At 65.5% G+C, this 22,812-nt stretch carries 21 protein-coding genes; 1 reads left to right on the top strand and 20 read right to left on the bottom strand.

All coding sequences use genetic code 11. The features are described 5' to 3' along the window. Positions 1-223: 223 nt before the first annotated feature. From HMI58_RS09730 to HMI58_RS09715, 4 genes are all read right to left on the bottom strand, one after another. Positions 224-1,141: an MBL fold metallo-hydrolase gene (locus tag HMI58_RS09730; protein WP_171619348.1), complete on the bottom strand. Its 918-nt coding sequence runs from the start codon at positions 1,139-1,141 to the stop codon at positions 224-226. Positions 1,142-1,211: 70 nt separating this feature from the next. After that, complete coding sequence (locus tag HMI58_RS09725) at positions 1,212-1,598, bottom strand: hypothetical protein (RefSeq protein ID WP_171619346.1); 387 nt, start codon at positions 1,596-1,598, stop codon at positions 1,212-1,214. Positions 1,599-1,645: 47 nt separating this feature from the next. Further along, positions 1,646-2,668: an NADPH:quinone reductase gene (locus HMI58_RS09720; RefSeq protein WP_171619370.1), complete on the bottom strand. Its 1,023-nt coding sequence runs from the start codon at positions 2,666-2,668 to the stop codon at positions 1,646-1,648. An 83-nt stretch (positions 2,669-2,751) separates the two neighbouring features. Continuing rightward, on the bottom strand, positions 2,752-3,264 hold the full coding sequence (locus tag HMI58_RS09715) for a hypothetical protein (RefSeq protein WP_171619344.1): 513 nt from the start codon (positions 3,262-3,264) through the stop codon (positions 2,752-2,754). Between the two features lie 55 nt (positions 3,265-3,319). Between HMI58_RS09715 and HMI58_RS09710 the strand changes: the two genes are divergently transcribed. Beyond that, positions 3,320-3,838: a flavin reductase family protein gene (locus HMI58_RS09710; protein ID WP_318779176.1), complete on the top strand. Its 519-nt coding sequence runs from the start codon at positions 3,320-3,322 to the stop codon at positions 3,836-3,838. Between the two features lie 10 nt (positions 3,839-3,848). Here HMI58_RS09710 and dnaE read toward each other — a convergent pair whose 3' ends face one another. From dnaE to murF, 16 genes are all read right to left on the bottom strand, one after another. Further along, positions 3,849-7,415: a DNA polymerase III subunit alpha gene (gene dnaE, locus HMI58_RS09705; RefSeq protein WP_171585393.1), complete on the bottom strand. Its 3,567-nt coding sequence runs from the start codon at positions 7,413-7,415 to the stop codon at positions 3,849-3,851. Positions 7,416-7,484: 69 nt separating this feature from the next. Further along, positions 7,485-8,420, bottom strand: coding sequence for an RluA family pseudouridine synthase (locus tag HMI58_RS09700; RefSeq protein WP_171619342.1), 936 nt, complete (start codon positions 8,418-8,420; stop codon positions 7,485-7,487). Next, the gene (gene lspA / locus HMI58_RS09695) at positions 8,417-9,037 is read right to left on the bottom strand and encodes a signal peptidase II (RefSeq protein ID WP_171585395.1); all 621 of its coding nucleotides are present in this window, start codon (positions 9,035-9,037) and stop codon (positions 8,417-8,419) included. Before lspA ends, HMI58_RS09700 begins: the two co-directional genes overlap by 4 nt. Positions 9,038-9,195: 158 nt before the next feature. Next, on the bottom strand, positions 9,196-9,966 hold the full coding sequence (locus tag HMI58_RS09690) for a DivIVA domain-containing protein (RefSeq protein WP_171619340.1): 771 nt from the start codon (positions 9,964-9,966) through the stop codon (positions 9,196-9,198). A gap of 141 nt (positions 9,967-10,107) precedes the next feature. After that, a complete protein-coding gene (locus HMI58_RS09685) occupies positions 10,108-10,404 on the bottom strand; it encodes a YggT family protein (protein WP_171585397.1) in 297 nt (98 codons plus the stop codon). Positions 10,405-10,465: 61 nt separating this feature from the next. Beyond that, positions 10,466-10,984: a cell division protein SepF gene (locus tag HMI58_RS09680; protein ID WP_171585398.1), complete on the bottom strand. Its 519-nt coding sequence runs from the start codon at positions 10,982-10,984 to the stop codon at positions 10,466-10,468. Between the two features lie 38 nt (positions 10,985-11,022). Then, entirely contained in the window at positions 11,023-11,784 is a 762-nt protein-coding gene (locus tag HMI58_RS09675) for a YggS family pyridoxal phosphate-dependent enzyme (RefSeq protein WP_318779177.1), read from the bottom strand. Next, positions 11,781-12,491 carry a polyphenol oxidase family protein gene (locus HMI58_RS09670; RefSeq protein ID WP_171619336.1) on the bottom strand — a complete coding sequence of 237 codons (711 nt, stop codon included), beginning with the start codon at positions 12,489-12,491 and terminating at the stop codon, positions 11,781-11,783. Before HMI58_RS09670 ends, HMI58_RS09675 begins: the two co-directional genes overlap by 4 nt. An 11-nt stretch (positions 12,492-12,502) precedes the next feature. Beyond that, positions 12,503-13,696 (bottom strand): cell division protein FtsZ, encoded by a 1,194-nt coding sequence (ftsZ, locus tag HMI58_RS09665; RefSeq protein WP_171585401.1) that lies wholly within the window; start codon positions 13,694-13,696, stop codon positions 12,503-12,505. Between the two features lie 186 nt (positions 13,697-13,882). After that, positions 13,883-14,755 (bottom strand): cell division protein FtsQ/DivIB, encoded by an 873-nt coding sequence (locus tag HMI58_RS09660; protein ID WP_171585402.1) that lies wholly within the window; start codon positions 14,753-14,755, stop codon positions 13,883-13,885. Continuing rightward, the gene (gene murC, locus HMI58_RS09655; protein ID WP_171585403.1) at positions 14,752-16,173 is read right to left on the bottom strand and encodes a UDP-N-acetylmuramate--L-alanine ligase; all 1,422 of its coding nucleotides are present in this window, start codon (positions 16,171-16,173) and stop codon (positions 14,752-14,754) included. The genes HMI58_RS09660 and murC overlap by 4 nt, the downstream gene beginning before the upstream one ends. Beyond that, on the bottom strand, positions 16,170-17,279 hold the full coding sequence (murG, locus tag HMI58_RS09650) for an undecaprenyldiphospho-muramoylpentapeptide beta-N-acetylglucosaminyltransferase (protein ID WP_171619334.1): 1,110 nt from the start codon (positions 17,277-17,279) through the stop codon (positions 16,170-16,172). The genes murC and murG overlap by 4 nt, the downstream gene beginning before the upstream one ends. Then, positions 17,276-18,634 carry a putative lipid II flippase FtsW gene (gene ftsW / locus HMI58_RS09645; protein WP_171619332.1) on the bottom strand — a complete coding sequence of 453 codons (1,359 nt, stop codon included), beginning with the start codon at positions 18,632-18,634 and terminating at the stop codon, positions 17,276-17,278. The genes murG and ftsW overlap by 4 nt, the downstream gene beginning before the upstream one ends. Beyond that, positions 18,634-20,184, bottom strand: a complete 1,551-nt coding sequence (gene murD / locus HMI58_RS09640; RefSeq protein WP_171619330.1) for a UDP-N-acetylmuramoyl-L-alanine--D-glutamate ligase — start codon at positions 20,182-20,184, stop codon at positions 18,634-18,636. Before murD ends, ftsW begins: the two co-directional genes overlap by 1 nt. Then, positions 20,181-21,284, bottom strand: coding sequence for a phospho-N-acetylmuramoyl-pentapeptide-transferase (gene mraY / locus HMI58_RS09635; protein ID WP_171585407.1), 1,104 nt, complete (start codon positions 21,282-21,284; stop codon positions 20,181-20,183). The genes murD and mraY overlap by 4 nt, the downstream gene beginning before the upstream one ends. Next, on the bottom strand, positions 21,281-22,807 hold the full coding sequence (gene murF / locus HMI58_RS09630; RefSeq protein WP_171619328.1) for a UDP-N-acetylmuramoyl-tripeptide--D-alanyl-D-alanine ligase: 1,527 nt from the start codon (positions 22,805-22,807) through the stop codon (positions 21,281-21,283). Before murF ends, mraY begins: the two co-directional genes overlap by 4 nt. Positions 22,808-22,812: the final 5 nt, after the last annotated feature.

The raw sequence follows: 22,812 nt of genomic DNA, 5'->3' as shown, positions 1-22,812 counted from the left end.
GCGAGCAGTGCACACGACTTCTGACATTCCGTGCAGACGTCTTCTGAAACTGACATGAGACACACATGCTGCCTGACTAGGCGATTCGCATATACCCCGCCCGAGAAAATGCCCGGTGAGGGTAGCCCAAATGCAACAGCGAAATCGGTTCGATCGCAGGCCATTCTGAGCTACCGGGTCTAACCGAAACGGACCATCGCATAAAGTCGGAGTTCCTTCGAAGTCACTTTCGCAGTGGCGACCGAAGAGATCGCAGGACCAGCTTCGCCTGGTCCCGGACCCGATTGCCGTTGTAGATGATGAAGTCCTTCCCAGCATGGACCCCTGGTTTACCGACACAGGCCACCGTCCTTTGGTGCAGAGCCTCAAGCTGCTGAACGGTCACAGGGAGAGGCCGTTCGTGGGGGTGCTGCCGGGCACCCAAAGGAAAGTCCCGTCCTGCATCCATTGTCAGTTCGACGTGACCGCCGAGGAGATGACTCACGGGATGGGTGTCCGAGAATTCCACCAGCGTTCCAATCGTGGCAAGAAACGCGTCCATGTCACGGACGTAGAGCCGCCCCGGATAGATGGTGTCACCAGTGAAAAGACTTGCGGTCCACTGGTCATAGAACGTGATCGACGCTTCCTGGTGACCAGGGGAAGGGATCAGCACCAGCTCCCGACCGCCCAGATTCACCGATGCTGTCTGTGAGGGCCACTTGGTGAACCCGAAATGCTCAATGACGTCATTCAGGTCACTCCCCACGACTGTCGTGTCCGGCCGATCCAGAAACTCCTTGTCGCCGGCGGTGTGATCGCCATGCCCATGGGAATGCGCAACGATCAGCCCGTATGCCTCACGCGGATGCTCCGTTAGCCATTCAGCGATCAGCCGCTCGACGACGGCGCGCAGGGGCCACTTCAGGGGGTCCCGCGTCGCACCCGTATCGATGAGGAATGCGGTGGAGTTGCCAAACAGCACATAGACAAACGGCCCTTCGGGGCTGGTGCGAAGGCTCTGCCGGATGATGTAGGTGTGTTGCTCCAACCGGTGAACCTGATAGCTCGGTTCATCGACGTCTGTTCCGTCGATCCAGCGGACGTTGGCGTCCACCGTGGTGGGAGCCGCAGTGACAAAATCTATTTCGTCGTTTGTCATGGCAGCACCCTAATCCATGAGGAAGCTGGCGGGTTAGCTTTGGCAGGCTGACCGTAATCAACGAGCAGTTCTACGGCTGTGGATCGATTCGCTGCCCGAACCGCGGCGGCTCGATCATCGGATCGTCTGGCGAGGGGCCGTTGACTGACTCTTCCCGCCGCAAACGTTGGGTCAGCTGGTCGCGTGAGGTCCCACCCGGAACCGGCGCCCAGGGGTCTGGGTCGGCGTCGTCGTCGTCGTCGTGCGAGGGAAGGAGAATAGTGAAGAGGAAGGCGACCGCGAAGGCCACCAGTCCCGCGCGCAACCCGACGTCGCTGCGCAGGACGTTGTCTGTCCCACCCGAAGTCACCACTGCTGCGACGATTCCAACGAAAAGGCCAACACCGGCACCGAGGGCCAGACCGCGTCCGACCCGGAGAAGAAGCCGACGAAAAATGTCGTGATGCTCAAATCTCATAGCCCACTTCTCCGGTATCGGGACGCCGTCAGATGGACGTGTGGGACCTAGGCGGTCTCGTCCGCCACCCGGATGAGGACCTTGCCGGTGACACCGCTTTCGACGGCGTCGTGCGCGGCTGCAGTCTCCTCCAGGGGGAACCAGTGCAGCGGAAGTCCGGCGGACTCCCCCACGGGCAAAGCCCCGTCGCGCAGGGCTGCAGTGATGTCCTCGGCGGCGGCGAGCAGCGGCTCGGTCCCTACCGTGTAGAGGAGCAGCCCCTGCCAGCGGACGTTCTTCGCAAAACTCGCGATGATCGGTGCCGTGAAATCGTCACCATTATTGTTCGCGTAGTAGGCAATGCTGCCATGGTTGGCCAGCACCTCAACGTCGAGCGCAGCGTTCTGGGCGGGAGCCACCTCGACCACCTGGTGGACGCCGTCGGGAGCGATCTCACGGATCCGGTCAGCCAGGGCCTCAGCGGGATACTGGACCACATGGTGTGCACCCGCAGCGCGGGCCAGTTCGGCCTTCGCCTCGCTGCTCACGGTCGCGATCACTGTGGCGCCAGCCCAGACGGCAAGCTGGATCGCTGCATGTCCGACGGCCCCCGCTCCACCCTGCACGAGAACCACCCGACCGGTCAGCGCTTCGGGCGCAAGACGTGCTGGCCCCTGCTCGTGGACGGTGAGCGCACGGTGCGCCGTCATCGCGGGGACGCCAAGGCTGGCGGCCACGTCAAAGTCGATACCCTCAGGCAGTGCCACCACCCGGTCCGCGGGAAGGACAGCGAACTTCTGCGCCGTTCCGGTGGGACGACCATGCGCAGCCAGGTACACCCAGACCCTGTCGCCGACCGCCAGGCCGGTAACGCCGTCGCCGAGCGATTCGATGACGCCAGCACCGTCCTGGTTGGGGACTACCTCGTCAAAGGCGAGGTCCCCCTCGGAGCGGGCCTTCCAATCGGTGGGATTGACGCCGGAAGCGGCGATGCGGACCAGGACTTCGCCGCGGCCGGGGGCAGCTGCTTCGCGCTCGACGAGGGACAGGACTGAAGATGCTCCGGTGACGGAGTAGACGATTGCTTTCATATTCAGGCCAACCGGCTCTGTCATCGGCCTATTCCCTGCGGACCGTGCGCCCGGTCCTGGGACCCACCGTTTGGGACGTGGTGCTAGGCGCGGCGTTTGCCCCAGGCCAGATCGATCAGGGTTGAAATGAACACAACCAGCGCCGCGGCTGCTGGCCAGATGGCGGCGGCACCCAGGGAATGCAGGACAAAGTCAGGTTCAGCACCGAACATCATGCCCAGCCATTGGCCGACGACGACGGCGAGCACCGACCCCACCAGCGATCCACCCACCCCCGCACCAATCCGCTGCCACGCCCCAGGTAGATCCATCCGCTGCACCAGGAGCCAGCCCACCACGATCCCAACGACCAGCTGGAGTCCGGCCAGGGTCAGGTCCCCCACCAGGGGCGCCTCCTCGGGGGCAGGGTCACCATAGAGGCCGCCCCCGGGTGCAGCAAACCACCACACCACGCCCATCAGCAGGCCCAGGCCAGCCATGGCGCTGGCCCACCAGACCAGAGACGTCGGCGGAACACCGGTGTCCTTGGTGGCCACTGAGTAAACGGGGGGTGGGTAGCTGCCGGGTTGCTCGGCGTCGGGACTGGTGGGGCGCATGACTTATACATTAACAAAGTTATGCGGCACCAGTACCTCACCTAGGGTGGGGTGCGTGACTCAACAAGCCCCCGCCGACCAGCCAATCCCCGACCCGGCAGCAGCCTTCCGTGACGCTTTCCGCCGCCATCCGGCGGGAGTCACGATCATCACCGCTGTCTATGAGGGTAAACCGTTCGGGTTCACCGCTACCTCGGTATCTTCCCTCTCCGCCGACCCGCCACGGTTCAGTTTCAACATGGCCCGCACCTCCTCGTCCTGGCCCGCCATCGCCAATACGAACTACATCGGTGTGCACATGCTGGGGCTCGCCAACCGCGAACTCGCGGATCGGTTTGCGCGCAGCCGCAACCGTTTCGACGGCGACCATTGGAAGCCCGGACCGCACGGCGTGCCCGTGCTGGAGAACGTGGCGGCGCACCTGATCGGCCGGATCAGCATGCGGCTGTCCTTCGAGAACAACGCGGTGGTGGTCGCCGAAGTGGCCTCCGGTGAAGTGGGCGCCCCCGGTGTCCCCCTGCTCTACCACGGCGGAGCGTACGGGCAGCCGACAGCTCTCGACTACGAAATCTAGCGCGGCCCGCCTACACGTCCAGGCAGGCGGGCCCCAGCAGCACCTTCAGGTCGCCGAACAGTGACGACGTCGGATTGACCCTCAGCTCGACGCCGAGCCGCATCACCTCAACCTTGCGGTTGCTGTTCAGGCGGATCTGCACCTCGCTGGTACCCGGGTGGGTCCGCAGCACGTCACGCAGGGCGACGACGGCGGTTTCGGTGGCCTTATGGTGCGCCATCGAAATAACCACCGGGCCTGAATGGCCCTCGCTGAGGTCCGGAACACTGAGCTCCTGCGCGTTAAGGGTGACGGCGCCGTCGTCGCGCCGTTGCAGCCGGCCGCGTACGACCACGATCAGGTCCTCGGCGAGGACACCGGCGATCGGCCCATACACCTGCCCAAAGAACATCACTTCCATTGACCCTGCGAGGTCCTCGATCTCGGCGCGCGCGTAGGCGTTGCCGCTGTTCTTCGCGATCCGCCGCTGCAGGGAGGTGATCATGCCGGCGATGGTGACCATCGCGCCGTCGGCGGGGCCCTCATCGCTGATGATCGAGGTGATCGACGAGTCCGCATGCTGGCTCAGGATGCCGTCGAGGCCCTGCAGCGGGTGGTCGGACACGTAGAGCCCGAGCATGTCGCGTTCGAAGGAGAGCTTGTCCTTCTTTTCCCACTCCGGCAGGTCCGGCACCTCGACCGAGAGACCACCGACGGACCCGGGTTCGTCGAACGCGCTGAACAGGTCGAACTGGTTCGCTGCCTCGTTGCGCTTGAGGACAATCACCGAGTCCACGGCTTCCTCATGGATCATGGCGAGGGCACGGCGCGGGTGCTTGAGCGAGTCGAACGACCCGGCCTTGATCAGGGATTCGATGGTCCGCTTGTTGCAGACCACCGCCGGAACCTTCTGCAGGAAGTCGCTGAAGGAAGTGAAGGCACCCTTCTCGGTACGTGCACCCACCATGGCGCCCACCACGTTGGCCCCAACGTTGCGGATGGCGCCCATCCCGAAGCGGATGTCGGTGCCGACCGGGGTGAAGTTCACGCTCGACTCGTTGACGTCCGGTGGCAGGACGGTGATGCCCATCCGGCGGCACTCGTTGAGGTAGATCGCCAGCTTGTCCTTATCATCGCCCACGCTGGTGAGCAGGGCGGCCATGTACTCGGCGGGGTGGTGAGCCTTGAGGTAGGCGGTCCAGTAGGACACCAGCCCATAGGCGGCGGAGTGGGCCTTGTTGAACGCGTAGTCCGAGAAGGGCAACAGGATGTCCCACAGCGTCTTGATCGCCGCTTCGGAGTATCCGTTGTCCTTCATGCCGTTGGCGAAGCCCTCGTACTGCTTGTCCAGTTCCGACTTCTTCTTCTTACCCATGGCACGGCGAAGGATGTCGGCACGGCCCAGCGAATAGCCGGCGACCTTCTGGGCGATAGCCATCACCTGCTCCTGGTACACGATCAGGCCGTAGGTGGTTCCCAGGATCTCGGCCAGCGGCTCCTCCAGCTCCGGGTGGATCGGAGTGACCTCCTGCGCGCCGGTCTTCCGCAGCGCGTAGTTGGTGTGCGAGTTCGCGCCCATGGGTCCCGGCCGGTACAGCGCGATGACGGCTGAGATGTCTTCGAAGTTGTCGGGGCGCATCAGCTTCAGCAGGGCACGCATCGGCCCGCCGTCGAGCTGGAACACACCCAGGGTGTCGCCGCGGGCCAGCAACTCGTAGGAGCCCTGGTCCTCAAGGTCCAGGTCCTCCAGGACCAGATCGATGTCCTTGTTGAGCTTGATGTTCTCCACCGCGTCGGTGATGATCGTCAGGTTCCTCAGGCCAAGGAAGTCCATCTTGATCAGCCCGAGGTTCTCACAGGTCGGGTAATCGAACTGCGTGATGATCTGACCGTCCTGGTCACGGCGCATCAGCGGAATGATATCGATCAGCGGGTCCGAGGACATGATGACGCCGGCCGCGTGGACCCCCCACTGGCGTTTCAGGCCCTCCAGGCCCAGCGCGGTTTCGAAGACCTTCGCCGAGTCGGCGTCGGACTTCAGCAGTTCACGCAGCTCCTCGGCTTCGGAGTAGCGCTTCGAGTTCTTGTCGTGCACGTCGGTCAGGGCCAGGCCTTTACCCATGACGTCCGGCGGCATGGCCTTGGTGAGCCGCTCCCCCATCGAGAACGGGTACCCCATTACCCGGGAGGAGTCTTTCATGGCCTGCTTGGCCTTGATGGTGCCGTAGGTGACGATCATGGCCACCCGCTCGTCGCCGTACTTCTCGGTGACGTACCGGATCACCTCGGACCGGCGCCGATCATCGAAGTCGACGTCGAAGTCGGGCATTGACACACGCTCGGGGTTGAGGAACCGTTCGAAGATCAGCCCGTGCTGCAGCGGATCGAGGTCGGTGATGCGCATCGCGTAGGCGACCATCGACCCGGCACCGGAGCCACGGCCGGGGCCCACCCGGATGCCGTTGTCCTTGGCCCAGTTGATGAAGTCGGCAACCACCAGGAAGTAGCTGGGGAAGCCCATCTGGGTGATGACGCCGGTCTCGTACTCGGCCTGCTTGCGGACGGCGTCGGGGATGCCGGCCGGGTAGCGGTACTGCAGCCCGGTCTCGACCTCCTTGACGAACCAGGACTGCTCGCTCTCCCCCTCGGGGACGGGGAAGCCGGGCATGTAGTTGGCTTTGGTGTTGAATTCGACGTCGCACCGCTCGGCAATGAGCAGGGTGTTGTCGCAGGCCTCGGGGTGGTCCCTGAAGATGGAGCGCATCTCGGCGGGCGACTTGAGGTAGAACTCGTCGGCGTCGAACTTGAACCGCTTGGGGTCGGCCATCGTGGACCCGGACTGGACGCAGAGCAGCGCGGCGTGGGCTTTCGCATCCTCGGCGTGGGTGTAGTGCAGATCGTTGGTGGCCACCATCGGCAGCCCGAGTTCCTTGGCCAGCTTGATCAGGTCCGACTGGACGGCGCGCTCGATGTCCAGCCCGTGGTCCATCAGCTCGCAAAAGAAGTTGTCCGCACCGAAGATGTCACGGAAGTCGGACGCCGCCTGCATCGCTTCGCGGTACAGGCCAAGCCGGAGCTTGGTCTGCACCTCTCCCGAGGGGCAGCCGGTGGTGGCGATGAGGCCCTTGCCGTACGTCTGCAGCAGGTCCCGGTCCATCCGCGGCTTGTACAGGTAGCCTTCCAGGGACGCGAGGGAGGACATCCGGAAGAGGTTGTGCATTCCCTCGGTGGTTTCAGCCCACATGGTCATGTGCGTGTAGGCGCCGGCACCCGAGACGTCGTCGCGGCCGCCACCGCCCCACTTCACCCGGGTCTTGTCCGCACGGGCGGTGCCGGGCGTCAGGTAGGCCTCAACACCGATGATCGGCTTGATTCCGGCCGACCGGGCTTTGTCCCAGAAGTCGAAGGCGCCGAAGACGAACCCGTGGTCGGTGGTGGCGAGGGCTTTCATGCCCAGTTCCTCGGTGTGAGAGAACAGGTCAGTCAGCCGGGCGGCACCGTCGAGCATGGAGTATTCGGTGTGATTGTGCAGGTGGACGAAGGAATCGTCACGGGTCGGCTTGGCTGGGGAAGCTTGGGGAGATGCTGTTGAAACCACCCTCCCATTCTAGGCCAGTCCATCTCCCCGCCCGACGGACATGCCGGGTGCGGCAGGAGACGGATCAGCTCACACGTCGCCCGCGGCGAGGGCGTCCAGCGCGTACCGGAGATCATCCGGATAGGGGCTGGTGGCGCTGACCGTCTCCCCCGACACTGGGTGCTCGAACGAGAGCTTCTGGGCGTGGAGCCACTGCCGGGTCAACCCCAGGTGGGCGGCCAGGCTGGGATCGGCGCCGTAGGTCAGGTCCCCAACACAGGGGTGGCGCAGGGCAGAGAAGTGCACCCGGATCTGGTGGGTGCGCCCGGTTTCCAGGTTCACTTCCAGAAGGCTTGCCTTCCCGAACGCCTCCAGCACCGTGTAGTGGGTCCGGGACGGTCGTCCGTCCTCCAGCACGGCGAAGCGCCAGTCGTGGGCCGGGTGCCTGCCGATGGGAGCGTCGATGGTTCCCTCCAGCGGGTCCGGGAGTCCCTGGACCAGGGCGTGATACACCTTTTCCACTGTGCGTTCCTTGAAGGCGCGCTTCAGGACTGTGTAGGCGTGCTCGGTTTTGGCGACCACCATGGCTCCGGAGGTGCCGACGTCCAGGCGGTGGACAATTCCGGCGCGTTCGGTGGCGCCCGACGTCGAAATCCGATAACCGGCTGCCGCGAGGGCGCCGACGACCGTCGGTCCCACCCAACCGGGCGAGGGATGTGCGGCAACCCCGACGGGTTTGTCGATGACCACCAGGTCGTCGTCGTCGTACAGGATGCCCATGCCGTCAACGGTCTCGACGACGACGGCGAGGGGGTCAACGGTGGCAGGGACCCTGATCTGCAGGACCGCCCCGGCGGCCGGCCGATCGGACTTGCCGATCGCCTTACCGTCGCTGGTCACGAAACCGGCCACGCACCAGGCGGCGGCGGCGGACCGGGAGACCCCCGCGACTGCTGCGAGGACCGCGTCGGCGCGGGCGCCACCAAGCTCGGCCGGGACCCGCTCGTCCCGTTCAACGGCGTTCATTTGGTGTCTTCCGGGCCGTCGACGGCCGGTTCGTCGGTGCTGCGTTGACCGTCCAGGCCGATGCCCCGGAGGGTGAGGAGGCAGATGAGGCAGACACCGGTGACGACGGCGGAGTCGGCAATGTTGAAGATGGCGAAGTTGGGGAATGCGATGAAGTCGACCACGTGGCCCTGCCCGAAGGAGGGTTCCCGCAGCAGCCGGTCGGTCAGGTTGCCCACGGCCCCACCGAGTACCAGGCCCAGCGCGACAGCCCATGACCAGGACGCCACCTTGCGGACCTGGGTGATGATGGCGATGGCCACCGCGGCCATGATGATGGTGAACACCCAGGTGTAGTCGGTGCCGATGGAGAACGCCGCCCCCGGATTGCGAATGAAGTGCCAGTTCAGGATGGGCGGGAACACCGGCGTGATCTGGCCCTCGGTCATGGTGGAGACCACCCAGATCTTGGTCAGCTGGTCCGCGATATAGATGACTGCGAAACAGGCGATGAAGAGCAGCGCGTATTTAGCTCCAGTGCGCCGCCGGTGGCTGGCGCCTGTCGTCGGAGCGTGGTCGGCCGGTGAAGGTTCGTCGGAGCCGGTGGGGGTGCCGCGCTCGGGTGTCTGGTCTGTCATGGCGCTTTCGTGTGTGGCGCTGGCCGCGCCTAGCGGGAGGGGTGCATCGGTGCTGGTAACCAGCCTACGGCAGAGGCCGGCCGCCGGGGATCCCGGTGGCCGGCCTCATGGAGTGCCTGTAGCTGTGCTGCGCCGCCAAGACGGCGCAGGGACTTGACCTAGGAGGTGGTGGCCTCGGAGGCAACCGATCCGCGGGAATCCAGGTCGCGGAGCTGGCCCTCGATGTACGCCTTGAGGCGCGAGCGGTAGTCGCGTTCGAAGGTCCGGAGCTGCTCGACCTTGCCCTCGAGGACAGCCTTCTGCTGCTCGAGCGCACCAAGGGTCTGGCGGGTCTTTTCCTCAGCGTCGTCAACCATGCCGGTCGCCTTGACCTGCGCTTCGGCGATGATCTTGTCGCGCTGCTCCACACCTGCGTTGACGTACTCGTCGTGGAGCTTCTGCGCCATGGCGAGAACTCCAGCGGCAGCGTCAGCGGTTCCGGCGGCGGGTGTTGCCGCTGCTGGTGCTGCGGCAGCGGTGGTGCTGTCGTCCGACTTCGCGGCGACGGCCTTCGTGTCGTCGGCCTTCGTGTCGTTGGCCTTTGCGCCGTCAGTCTTGGCGTTGTCGGCCGTGCCTGCGTCAGTCTTCACCGCGGTGGCGCTGGTTTCGTCGCTCTTGGCCGCGGGGGTCTTCGGCTCGTCCTTGACCTTCTCCGTGTGCGAGCTTGCCGCTACGGGGGCGGGCACTGCTGTGTCCGGGGCTGAATCCTGGGACGTGGAGGAGGTGGCGTCCGCGAGCTTGCGCCGCAGTTCGTCGTTCTCCTGGTTCAGGCGGCGAAGCTCGACGACGATCTCGTCGAGGAAATCGTCTACCTCGTCCTGGTCGTAGCCTTCACGGAACTTAGTGGGCTGAAACCTTTTGTTGACAACATCTTCTGGCGTCAGAGCCATCTGGTCACCTCATAGTGGTTATAAGACATGCCTGCCTATGAAGCAGACCTGACTACGGTACCGAATTGTGGACACGAAACTCTAGAATCTACACCGATTATGTGATTCAGCGTATATCTTTTGGGACTCGAAAACGAACCGTTAGACCGAGCGGGCCAGGCTGTCTGCGACGAACATGAGGATGGTGACACCCAGGAACACCACCAGGAAGGCCAGATCGAGCGACACTCCACCCAGCCGCAGCGGGGGGATGAGCCGGCGAAGGGCCTTGATCGGAGGGTCGGTGACAGTGTAGACGCCCGACGCCAGAACCAGTGCGGCCCTCTTGGGGCGCCATCCGCGCGCGAACATCTGCACGGCGTCGTAAACGATCCGAATAATCAGTGCTACCTGTACAAGCATCAGCACCAGGTAGATCAGAACAAAAACCAAACTCACGCGGCAGTCACAGTCCTAAAAACGATACTTCGAGAGGAACCCGTGAAATAAGTCAACCACGCTAGCTTTGATTGAAGAAACTAGCCTGCGCCTCGCTGGCCTTCTGGTCTTCGCCCAGCACCTCGATGTAGGAGGGCGACAGAAGGAACACTTTGTTGGTGACGCGCTCGATGCTCCCGTGAAGTCCGAACACCAGCCCTGCCGAGAAGTCGACCAGACGCTTGGCGTCGGATTCACCCATGTCGGTGACATTCATGATGACGGGGATACCGTCCCTGAAGCTTTCACCAATGAGCTTGGCGTCATTGTAGGAGCGCGGGTGCACGGTGGTGATCTGGCGCAGGGCGGCTGAGTCTTCGCGTGAGGACTGCGCACGCTTGATCGGTGTCACTGGGGCCCGATACTCGTCGACCGGCGCAAGCCGCGCCGCTGGTGCGGCATCAGCATGGCGGTCGTCACGGTCGTAGTCCACTGAGTGATCCTCGTTCCTGGCATGTGTTGTCTTCTGCTCGTTTTCGTAGTGCTCATCACCGTCGGCGAGCCCAAGATAGATCATTGTCTTGCGCAGTGCGCCAGCCATGGGAAGCTCCTGTCATTTCGTTAGGTATAGTCCAGACGCTACCCCAAGGGCGGGCGTTCACCGAGGACCTGAGAGCCAATTCTGAGGTGTGTCGCGCCAGCCGCGACCGCGGCTTCGAGATCTCCGCTCATGCCTGCCGAGATGGCTGCGGCGGCGGGGAATTCGCCACGGAGCAAGGCGGAGATCCCGGCGAGCTGATGGAAGGCCGCCAGGGGTTCGTGGCCCAGCGGGGCGACCGCCATCACCCCCGCCAGAGACAGTCCAGCGGTGGCCTCAATCAGGTGCCCGAGGGTGTTCACTTCCTGCGGGGACGCTCCCCCACGCTGGTGTCCGCTGACACCCGCGGTGGCACCGTCCGCGCCGGAGAGGTCAACCTGGATGAAACACTTGAGGGATGGCCGCTCAGGACTGGTCTCCCGTTCGACGGCGATGCCCTTGCCGAGCGCCTTCACCAGGGAAGCACGGTCCACCGAATGCACCGCGTGTGCATACCGTGCCACTGACCGCGCCTTGTTGGTTTGTAGTTGACCGATAAAGTGCCAGCGCAGGCCAAGGCCCGCAAGTTCCTGTGCTTTCGCTGAAACCTCCTGGTCCCGGTTCTCCCCCAGGTCTGCCACACCGAGATCGGCCAGGATCCTAATGTCGGCCACCGGGAAGTACTTCGTGACGACAATGAGCTGGGGCCGGTCAGTCCGTCCTGATTCAAGAAGAGCCGCATCGATCCGCCGGTTGACTGCCGCCAGCCGCTCAGTGAGTTCTTCCGCCCGCGCGCCATCGTCCGCCCGCGAGTCAGTGGTCACTGGTTCCATACCAGGCCAACGAACCGGCCGGCGGCGGCACTGCGGCGGTGGGAGAAGAGAGACTCGTTGTCCAGGGTGCACAGCTGTGCTGGGTCGCCGACGGGATGCACCTGCACCCCCATCTGCTGGAGCTGCGACGTGACTGCCGCGGGGAGATCGAGGCCTGGGGTACCCCAGCGGGTGGTTGCCCACGCGGCCGGCACCACCGCCGCGACGTCGTCGCGCATATCGGCGGGAACCTCGTAGCAGCCGCCGCAGATCGACGGGCCGATCCAGGCGCCCAGATCCTCGGTACCGAGCCGCCGAAGCTCGGCCACGGTGCTGGTGATGATGCCATCGAGAATCCCCTGCCGTCCTGCGTGGACGACGGCGGTCGCTCCCGCACCCCCACGGGCCGACAGCACCACGGGGACGCAGTCGGCGACCATGACGGCCAGGGGAACCGAGCCGTCGTCGCTGATCAGCGCGTCGGCAGTTACCACCGCTGCGCGATCGTCCCCGGACCCCACCGCGACAGCGTCGGCGGAATGGGTCTGGTGCATGAAGCGCAGCGAGCCAGCAGGGACGTGCATGGCGGACTCCAGTTGGGCCCGACGACGAAGCACCGAAGCGGGCTCATCCCCCACATGGAGTGCGAGGTTGCCCGCCTCGGCGTTCGAAAAGGCTGCCCACCGGCCCGGGTAGATTTCCTGGCGCCAGAAGAACACTGTGTCAGCTGTTATTTCAGGAAGTCCGGCACGTCGAGTTCATCGGAGCGGCTCGAGGAAAAATCCGGCTCAACGACGGCTGGCAGGTCAACGTCGAAACCCGAGTCGGCGGGAACGTTGTTGGACTGCTGTGACCGCTGCGACCAGGCTCCGAGACCCGCTGAGGCGGGAACGGCTGCTGCGGCGGCAGGCACGCTGGCTCCCACTGACGGAGCGGAGACCGGCTTGGACAGCTGTGCACTGGGCTGCGAGGTGGCATCGACCTGGTCGAAACCGGCAGCGATCACTGTCACGCGGGCCTCGTCGCCAAGAGCATCGTCGATGACCGCACCGAAGATGATGTTCGCCTCCGGGTGTGCCACTTCCTGGACGAGGCGTGCGGCCTCGTTGATCTCGAACAGACCCAGGTCCGATCCGCCCTGGATGGACAGCAGGACGCCGTGGGCGCCGTCGATCGACGCCTCGAGCAGCGGCGACGCAATGGCCAGTTCGGCTGCCTTGACCGCGCGGTCTTCGCCGCGGGCCGAGCCGATGCCCATCAGGGCTGAGCCGGCACCCTGCATCACTGACTTCACGTCGGCGAAGTCGAGGTTGATCAGGCCGGGGGTGGTGATGAGGTCGGTGATGCCCTGGACGCCAGAGAGGAGAACCTGGTCGGCCGAGCGGAAGGCATCAAGCATCGAGACGTTGCGGTCGCTGATGGACAGCAGCCGGTCGTTCGGGATGACGATCAGGGTGTCGACCTCGTCGCGGAGGGTGTCGATCCCGGTCTCGGCCTGGTTGGACCGGCGCCGTCCCTCGAACGTGAACGGCCGGGTGACAACGCCGATGGTCAGCGCGCCGAGTGAGCGCGCGATGCGGGCGACGACGGGCGCGCCACCGGTACCGGTACCGCCACCCTCACCGGCGGTAACGAAGACCATGTCCGCGCCGCGCAGTACTTCTTCGATTTCCTCTGCGTGATCCTCGGCGGCCCGGCGGCCCACCTCGGGGTCGGCGCCGGCGCCGAGGCCGCGGGTCAGTTCCCGCCCGACGTCGAGTTTCACGTCGGCGTCGCTCATCAGGAGTGCCTGCGCGTCGGTGTTGATGGCGATGAACTCAACGCCACGCAACCCCACCTCGATCATGCGATTGACGGCGTTCACGCCACCGCCGCCGATGCCTACTACCTTGATGACGGCCAAGTAATTCTGCGGTGCTGCCACGGTCCTGTGTCCCTTGTTCGAATGCGCTGTGTGGTGCTTGTCTGGCTGGATCTGTTCCCAGCCTTCGTCTTGACCAACGTTAACTCTCAACTTGAAAGTCAATGTTATGTCAAGTAACTTCTATTCAAGACGCTATGGGCAGGTGCACGCTTCTGCAATGACCGAGCCCGCGTGTCGGATTTTTCTTTAGCGAGTGACCGGTCGTGACGGCGTGCTCACGTCGAAAACCTTTGCTGGCGGGTCCGCCGGCGGGGCTTCCAGCAGCGCCTCGAGTACCAGTGCCTTCGCTTCGTTCTGCTCGGCACTCCCCCAGAAGATGGTCTGGTCGTTGGCGAGGGACAGTTCCACTGAATCCACCGAATCCGCCGAGGCGTGGTTCAGCTGGTTCAGGATGCTCTCCGGCAATGCGGCGAGAACCGCAGCAATCGAGGAGAACACCTCGCTGTTGACCGCATCGGTCCCGCCGTCGATCAGCGGAAGCTGGACCGCGTCACGGTCCGTCACGGAGGCCAGCTGGCGCCCGTCCTCGTCGATCAGCAGGAACTGCCCGCTGCTCTGGAGGATGGCGACCGGAACACGCTCCCGGATGTTGACGGCCAGTCCCGACGGCGGAACTGCGGCGACCGTGACGCTTTCGATGGGGGCGAAGCCGTCCATGAGTTCCGCGACCTGCTCATCGGAAATCTGGGGCAGGGGAATGCCGAGCAGCGGCTCCAGGGCTTCGGTGGCCTCCTCGGAGGTCACCAGGGAGTTGCCGGTGACCTCAACACTGCGGAGCGCCAGTGCCGGGGAGAAGATGAGGTAGGCCAGTAGCCCGCCGATCAACAGGACCAGCGTGATGAGTCCGAGGATGAGGTACAGCCGTCGCCGGCTCTTGCGCGGTTTCGGAAATTCGACCACCGAACCGTGGGAGTCGTCCTCGGCCGGCAGCCACGGGTCGTCGGCGGTGTCGAGGAGGGAAACTTTGCTGCTGTTGACCCGTGGGACACGAACCGGTCCAGGCTTCGCTGGGGACCCGGACGTGGACACCACCGGCGGGGTCGGCTTCCGGCGGCTCATGAGGGTCCGGTGGAGTTGCCGTGCCCGGTGAGGGCAGCCACCAGCTGGGCGCCGTACTGGGTCACGTCACCGGCACCGATGGTGAGGATAATGTCTCCCGGGACTGCACGGGCGGCGACCGCTTGCACGGCCTCGGATGGATCGGCGAGGTACCCGCCCGGTACGGTGAGCCGGTCGGTGATCAGGCGGCTGGTCACCGACGGCGTGGGGTCCTCCCGGGCGGCGTAGATGTCCAGCACGGTGGCCGAGTCGGCCAGGTTCAGGGCCGTCGCGAACTCCGCAGCGAACTCCCTGGTCCGGGAAAACAGGTGCGGCTGGAACAGCACGTGTACGCCGTGCCCGGCAGCGACGGCACGGGCAGCGTGCAGCGCAGCGGTCACTTCGGTGGGATGGTGGGCATAGTCGTCGAACACCCGCACTCCCCGACCGGTGCCCTTGGCTTCGAACCGGCGGGCAGCGCCGGTGAAGGAGGCAAGGCCTGCGGCTGCGGCTGCCGGGTCCACTCCCAGTTCGAGGGCGACGGTGAACGCCGCGGCAGCATTCCGCACGTTGTGGGCGCCGGGGACACCCAGCCGCAGTTCCTGCTCGCAGTCGAGTCCGTCCACCGAAAAGGAGAGCAGGCTGGTGGAGGCGCTACCTGCGGTGTGTGTCTCGCCGATGCGCACGTCCGCGAACTCGGAGTACCCGTAGGTCCGCGTCCGGCGGGTGTCACCGACCCGAGCAACAAGGGCGGCGGCGCCGTCGTCGTCCAGGCACGTGACGAGCACGCCGTCGTCAGAAGGCAGCAGGGCAGCGAAGCGGTCGAACACCTCGTAGACGGCGTCGGCAGTACCGTAATGGTCCAGGTGGTCTGCCTCGACATTGGTGACCACGGCAATCCGCGGCGAGTAGTTGAGGAAGGATCCGTCGGATTCGTCTGCTTCAGCGACGAAGACTGAGCCGTCCGCCCACGCGGCGTTCACGCCCAACGCGGCGACGTCGCCACCGATAGCGAAGGACGGGTCACGCCCAGCCGACTGCAGCATCACGGTGATCATGGCGGTGGTGGTGGTTTTGCCGTGGGTACCGGCGACGGCCACCACTTCCCGACCGGTCATCGCGACCGCCAACGCTTCTGACCGGTGCAGGATCCGGAGGTTGCGCTGTCGGGCTGCCGCCAGCTCAGGGTTGGTGGCCCGGATGGCTGAGGACACCACCACCGTGTCCACTTCGTCAACGTTTCCGGCCTCATGGCCCACGGTGGTGATGGCCCCGAGGCCGGCAAGGGAGCTGAGCGTCGGGGATGCGGCGGCGTCCGATCCGGACACCGGCACTCCCTGACCCAGCAGGACCCGGGCCACCGCCGACATGCCGGCGCCGCCGAGTCCGATGAAGTGGACCCGGCCCAGGTCACCGGGTGCCAGGGTGGGGGCGCTCATGCTGCTGACTTCCGTGCAGCGGCGACCACGAGGCGGGCCATTTGGACGTCGGCGTCCCTGACGCCAAGGTTGGTGCTGGCGGCGGCCATCGCGGCCAGGGCAGCCTCGTTCTTCAGCAACGGAAAAACTTCCTTCTTCAGCCAGTCTGCGGTCAGCGCCGCGTCCTCGACCAGGAGGGCGCCGCCGGCAGTAATCAGATCGGCGGCGTTGCGGCGCTGTTCGCCGTTGCCGTGCGGGAGGGGGACAAACACGGCGGGCAGGCCGACGGCGCTGACCTCGCTCACGGTGGCGGCTCCTGCCCGAGCGAGCAGGAGGTCGGCCGCCGCGTAAACCGTTTCCATGTCATCGACGTACTCAACCTGGCGGTAGCCCTCAGTCTGCAGGGGCTGCCCGTCGGCACCGGTCACCTGCTTGCCGCCGCCGGTGATGTGCAGCAACTGAATCCCCTCGGCAGCGAGCAGTGGCACAACGCTCGCCACCGCGCGGTTGATGCTGAGGGCACCCGATGAGCCGCCGGTCACGATCAGGGCCGGCTGGCTGGCGTTCAGATCAAGCGCGGTCCGCGCCGCGGCCCGCGCGTCCGCCCGGTTGAGGGTGGAGATGCTCCGGCGCATCGGCATGCCGACCACCTGGGCCCCCGGTAGACCTGTGCCTTTGAACGCGGCGGCCACCGTGGTGGCGATCCGTGAACCCAACCGGTTGGCCAGGCCGGGCCGGGCGTTGGCCTCGTGGATGACCACCGGGACCTTCCGCCGCCACGCCGCCAGGTACAGCGGGGTCGAGACGTAGCCGCCCACCCCGACGACGACGTCGGCACCGGCGCGGTCGATCACCGTGGTAGCCTGCCGGACGGCGCGCACCAGGCGCGCGGGAAGTTTCACCAGGTCGATCGACGGACGCCGGGGCATCGGCACCCGGTCGATGGTTTCCAGCGGGTAGCCGGCGGCGGGAACCAGCCGGGTTTCCATGCCGGCAGCTGTGCCGACCACCGTCAGGCGGATGCTTGGATCGTGCTCGCGGAGGGCGTGGGCGATGGCCAACAGTGGACTGATGTGGCCGGCGGTGCCGCCACCGGCCAGGACCACCGAAAGGGGGCTTGTGCTCATCGGGCTGTGGGATCTCTTTCTGGGGAGCGCAGTGTGGTGACGGAGGCAACGGGCGCATCTGCCACGGGGGCGGGAGGCATCTTCCGGGCGAAGGCGAGGAGCACCCCGACGGCGGCGAGGGTGAAGGTCAGCGCCGACCCGCCGTAGGAAATGAATGGGAGGGGGACGCCGATCACGGGCAGCACGCCTGTGACCATGCCGATGTTGACGAAGGCCTGGCCGATCAGCCACACCAGGATCGAACCGAGGAGGATCCTGACGAACGGATCCGTGTAGCGGCGGGCGACCCGAATGGTGGCGACAGCGAGGATTCCGAAGAGGGCGACGACCACGAGGGTTCCTATCAGACCGAACTCCTCACCGATGATGGCGAAAATGAAGTCGTTGTGGGCTTCAGGGATCCAGTTCCACTTTTGCCGGCTCTGCCCAATGCCGACCCCCCACCAGCCTCCGGAGGCCAGCGCGAACAAGCCGTTGTTGGCCTGGAGGCAGAGGTCCTGGCCGTCGTCGCAGTTGATTCTCAGCCAGGCGCTGATCCGGTCGCTACGGTTTCCGCTGGTGAGGACCATCACTATCGCGCCGGCGGCACCAGCAAGCCCGGCGATGGTGAACATCTTCATCGGCGCGCCAGCGAAGAACAGCGCGGCTGCCAGGATCATCATCAGGATGATGACGGTACCGAGGTCACCACCGAGCAGGACGAGCCCGATGGGAAGGCCGCCCAGGGGGATGGCCGGGATCATTGCGTGTTTCCAGTTTCTGATCAGCCGGCCCTTCCTCGCCAGCACGCTGGCGAGCCAGAGGGCGAGGGCAAGCTTCGCTGGTTCTGACGGTTGCATGCTGAACCCGCCGATCCGGATCCAGTTCTGGTTGCCGTTGATGTTCTCGCCGATGGCCAGCACCAGGACCAGCAGCACCACCGCTATGCCCAGGCCGGGCCAGGCCAACATTCGGTATCCCCGGGGACCGAAGCGGGAGAGGATGAGCATGAGCACCAGTCCTCCGGCCGCCCATCCTGACTGTTTGAGGAACAGCTCGAACTCGCTGGTTCCTTCGGCAATAGCCTCTACCGACGACGCCGAGAGCACCATCATGAGGCCGATCGCCGTGAGGGCGAGGGCCGCCCCGAGGATCATGTAGTAGCTGGCCCCGCTGGCCTGCTTGTCGCTGCCTTCGAGATACGTCCAGAACCTGCCGAAGCCGGCGCGGAGGCCTTTCGCGGGCGGGGCTGTCTCCTCGAGAGACTCGGACTGCTCGCCGGAGGCAGCAGGTGCCGTGGCGGTTGGGGTCGAAGAACGGGAATGCTGACGCATCACCGGCTTCCGGCGGACTGGCCGGGTGGGCGTGGTGACCATTAGAACTCCTTTGCGGTCTTCGCCTGCCCTTCCACGATCACGCGGACTGCCTCGATAAAGGCCTTGCCTCGGTGAGCATAGGAAGAAAACTGATCCATGGATGCTGCCGCCGGAGCCATCAGCACGGTGTCGCCGTCGCTGGCTAACCGTGCCGATTCCTTTACCGCCGATTCCATCACACGTTCACCCAGGGGTGCGGTGGTGGTCTCGTCGGCCAACGTCACGTTTCCAGTCTCTCCCGGGCCCGCGTTGATCAGCGGAACATCTGGAGCGTGTCGGCGCAATGAGGCGATGAGGTCGGAACTGTCGGCGCCGATCAGCACCACCGCCTTCAACCGGCGGGCATGGGTCTGCACCAGCTCGTCATAGTTGACGCCCTTGGACAGTCCCCCGGCAATCCAGATCACCGAGTGGAACGCCGCCAGGGAAGCGGCGGCAGCGTGCGGGTTGGTTGCCTTGGAGTCGTTGATCCAGAGGACCCCGTCGTGGGAGGAGACCAGCTGGATGCGGTGGTCCGTGGGCTGGTAGTTGCGGATCCCGGTGCGGATCGCTGCCGGTGACACTCCTGCAGCCCGGACCAGCGCCGCAGCGGCCAGCGCGTTGGCGACGAGGTGGCGGGGCACCAGTTCGCCGAGTTCAGTGATGGCGGCAAGCTCGACGGCGGAATCCTTGCGCTGTTCAATGAACGCGCGGTCCACCAGCAGGTTGTCGACCACGCCGAGCATACTCACCATGGGGGTGGAGGTGGTGAAGCCGATTGCACGGCATCCCTCGACGACGTCGGCGTCCTCCACCATCCGCTCGGTGGCAGGCTGTTCGGCGTTGTAGACGCAGGCAACCTTGGTGTTCGCGTAGATCTTTGCCTTGTCGGCGGTGTACTGGTCGAAACCACCGTGCCAGTCGACGTGGTCTTCCGCGACGTTCAGGCAGACACTGGCCAGCGGGGAGATCGCGTTGATCCAGTGCAGCTGGAAGCTGGAGAGTTCAACGGCGAGGAAGTCATAGCCCTGGGGGTCCCTGATCGCATCGAGGATCGGGGTGCCGATGTTGCCAGCTGCTATCGCTCGGAGCCCGCCCGCCTGCAGCATTGACTCCACCAGCGTGACGGTGGTGGTCTTGCCGTTGGTCCCCGTGACGGTCAGCCATTCGGCGGTGGGCCGGCCCTCGCGGATCCGGACCCGCCAGGCGAGTTCCACGTCGCCCCAGACGGGGATGCCGGCGTCGGCCGCTGCACGCAGCAGGGGCTGCTGCGGGGTCCAGCCGGGTGAGGTGACCACCAGATCCGGGAGGCTGCCGTCGATCAGGGGAAGCGCGGCGGCGTGGTCGGCGCCGAGCAGCACATCGACGGCGCCCACGATGGTCAGGGTGTCCGCCTTCGCCCGGTTCTCGTCGGTGTCCGATCCGTCGACGACGACAACGCGGGCACCAAGTTCGATCAGGGTGTCGGCGACCGAGAACCCGGTGATGCCGATGCCGGTTACGGCGATCCGCAGCCCCGCCCAGTCGGAGTCCCAGGAGATCAGGGCGTCAAGGTTGGGCGTGACGGTCATATGAGTACTACCCATTCGGCGTAGAAGATGCCCAGCGCGACTGCCACGAATAGTCCGGCCAGGATCCAGAACCTGACTACCACCGTGACTTCCTGCCAGCCCTTGAGCTCGAAGTGGTGCTGGAGCGGGGCCATCTTGAAGACACGCTTGCCGCCGGAGAGTTTGAAGTAGCCCACCTGGATGATGACCGACAGGGTGATCATGACGAACAGACCGGCGAGGATCACGAGCAGCAGCTGGGTGCGGGAGAGGATGGCGAAGCCGGCGATGGCGCCGCCGATCGCGAGGGAACCGGTGTCGCCCATAAAGATTTTCGCTGGGGAGGTGTTCCACCAGAGGAAACCGACGAGCGCGCCGCACATGGTGCCGGCGATCAGGGCAAGGTCGAGGGGATCGCGCACGGTGTAGCAGACGCTGCGGGACACTTCGTCCAGCGCACAGCTCTGGTTGGACTGCCAGATGCCCATCAGCATGTAGGCGCCGAACACCAGGACCGACGCTCCGGCGGCGAGGCCATCGAGACCGTCGGCGAGGTTCACGCCGTTGCTGGCGGCCGTGATGATCAGGTTGGACCAGATGACGAAAAGCACCGCTCCGACAATGGTCCCCGCGAACGCCAGGTCCACTGACGTGTCCCGGATAAACGAGATGGCGGTTGACGCGGGGGTCCTGCCGTTCTCGTTGGGGAAGCCCAACGCGAGGACGGCGAAGATGATGCCGACCAGGGTTTGCCCGGCGATCTTGGCGGGCGCGCTCAGCCCGAGGCTGCGCTGCTTGGAGATCTTGATGTAGTCGTCGAAGAACCCAACGATTCCCATCCCGACCATCAACATGAGCAGCAGCAGGCCAGACGCTGACGGCCCGTTGGATACCCCGGCCATCATCATCAGGAGGTGGGTGACGAAGTAGGCGAGGAGCACGGAGCCGACTATGACGGCGCCGCCCATCGTCGGTGTGCCGCGCTTGGTGTGGTGCGCGGTGGGTCCGTCGTCGCGGATGAACTGCCCGTACCCGCGGTTCACCAGCAGGCGGATGAACAGGGGGGTTCCCACGAGGGCCAGCACAAGCCCCATGGCGGAGCCGATGAGTAGCGCAATCACAGCTGCGGCCCCCCTTGGAGGTCAGTTGGGCCGGGCGCTGATGTTCCAGGCATGGCAGTGGTGGGTTCGGTCGATGACAATGCTATCCGATCCCCCAGGAATCGAAGCCCGGAGCCGTTGGAGGATTTGAACAGCACCAGGTCGCCTGGCATCAGTGCCGCGGTCAGCATCGTCTCGGCTTCGGCGACGTCAGCGGCGAAGAGGACCTCGTCCCCCCACGACCCTTCCAGGACCGCCCCGTTGTAGAGGGCGCGGGCGCCCATCCCGACCACCAGAAGCTTGGTGATGTTCAGGCGGACCACTACCCGACCGACGGCGTCGTGCTCGTTGATGGAGTCCTCCCCCAGCTCGAGCATTTCCCCCAGCACGGCCCAGGTTCGCCGGCCCCGGCCAAGTTCGGCCAGGGTGCGCAGCGCCGCGCGCATCGATTCCGGGTTGGCGTTGTAGGCATCGTTGATGATGGTGACGCCGTCGGCCCGTTCGGAGCGTTCCATCCGCCAGCGGCTCTGGGCCTGCAGGCGGGAGAGGGCTGCAGCGATCTCGTGGCCGGGGATGCCGAGGGCACTAGCCACCGACGCGGCGGCGAGGAGGTTGGTGATCTGGTGGGTGCCGATAAGTTTCGCGGTGACCGGGTAGGTGGTGGTTCCGCCGTCGGCGGCGGGTACCACGAGGTCAAACGCGGGGTGCCCCTCAACTGTGGTGGTGACCGCGGTCGCCCGGACTGCCGGGCCGCCGTCGGGAAGCTGCGAGGAATCGGAGGTGAAATAGAGGCGTTGCGCGGCGGTGACCGACTCCATCGCGAGCACGCGGGCGTCGTCGGCGTTGATGACGGCGGTACCGGACGCCGGGAGTGCGCGGACCAGTTCCGATTTTGCGCGGGCGATGTTGTCCACGCCGCCGAACTCTCCGGCATGTGCGCTTCCGACCCCGAGGACCACACCGATATCGGGGGCCACCATGTCCGCGAGGTAGGTGATCTGCCCGATCTTGGTGGCACCCATCTCAATGATGAGGTAGCGGGTGCCATACTCAGCACTGAAGACGGTGAGGGGCACACCCACTTCGCCGTTGTACGACCCGATCGGCGCCACTGTGGGGGCCTGCTCGGTGAGGATGCCGGCCAGGAGGTCTTTAGTGGTGGTCTTGCCGGCGGACCCGGTGATGCCGATGACGGTCAGCGGCGAGTGGGCGCGCAGCCGCCGGACCACTTCGGCGGCGAGGCGGCCCATCGCGAGGACGACGTCGTCGACGACGACCGCCGGGTATTCGCCGGGACCGTCGGGCTGCTCCTGCGGGACGGGGTGCTCCACCAGGGCCAGCACCGCCCCGTTCCGGAAGGCCTGGGGCACGAACTGATGACCGTCGGCCGTGTCGCCGGTCTTGGCGACGAAGAGACCGCCGGCTTTGACCTCGCGGGAGTCCACCGAGACGGACGTCACGGCGAGGGTCTGCCGGGCTGCGGCTGCGGGGGTCAAGGCGCCCCTGGTGATTGCCGCGATTTCGGCTGCGCTTAGTTCAATCATGACGG

This window comes from Arthrobacter sp. 147(2020) (assembly GCF_013116715.1).
Taxonomy (GTDB): Bacteria; Actinomycetota; Actinomycetes; order Actinomycetales; family Micrococcaceae; genus Arthrobacter_D.
The sequence above is the reverse complement of the archived record's forward strand: the minus strand, read 5'-3'. Positions and strand labels throughout refer to the sequence as shown.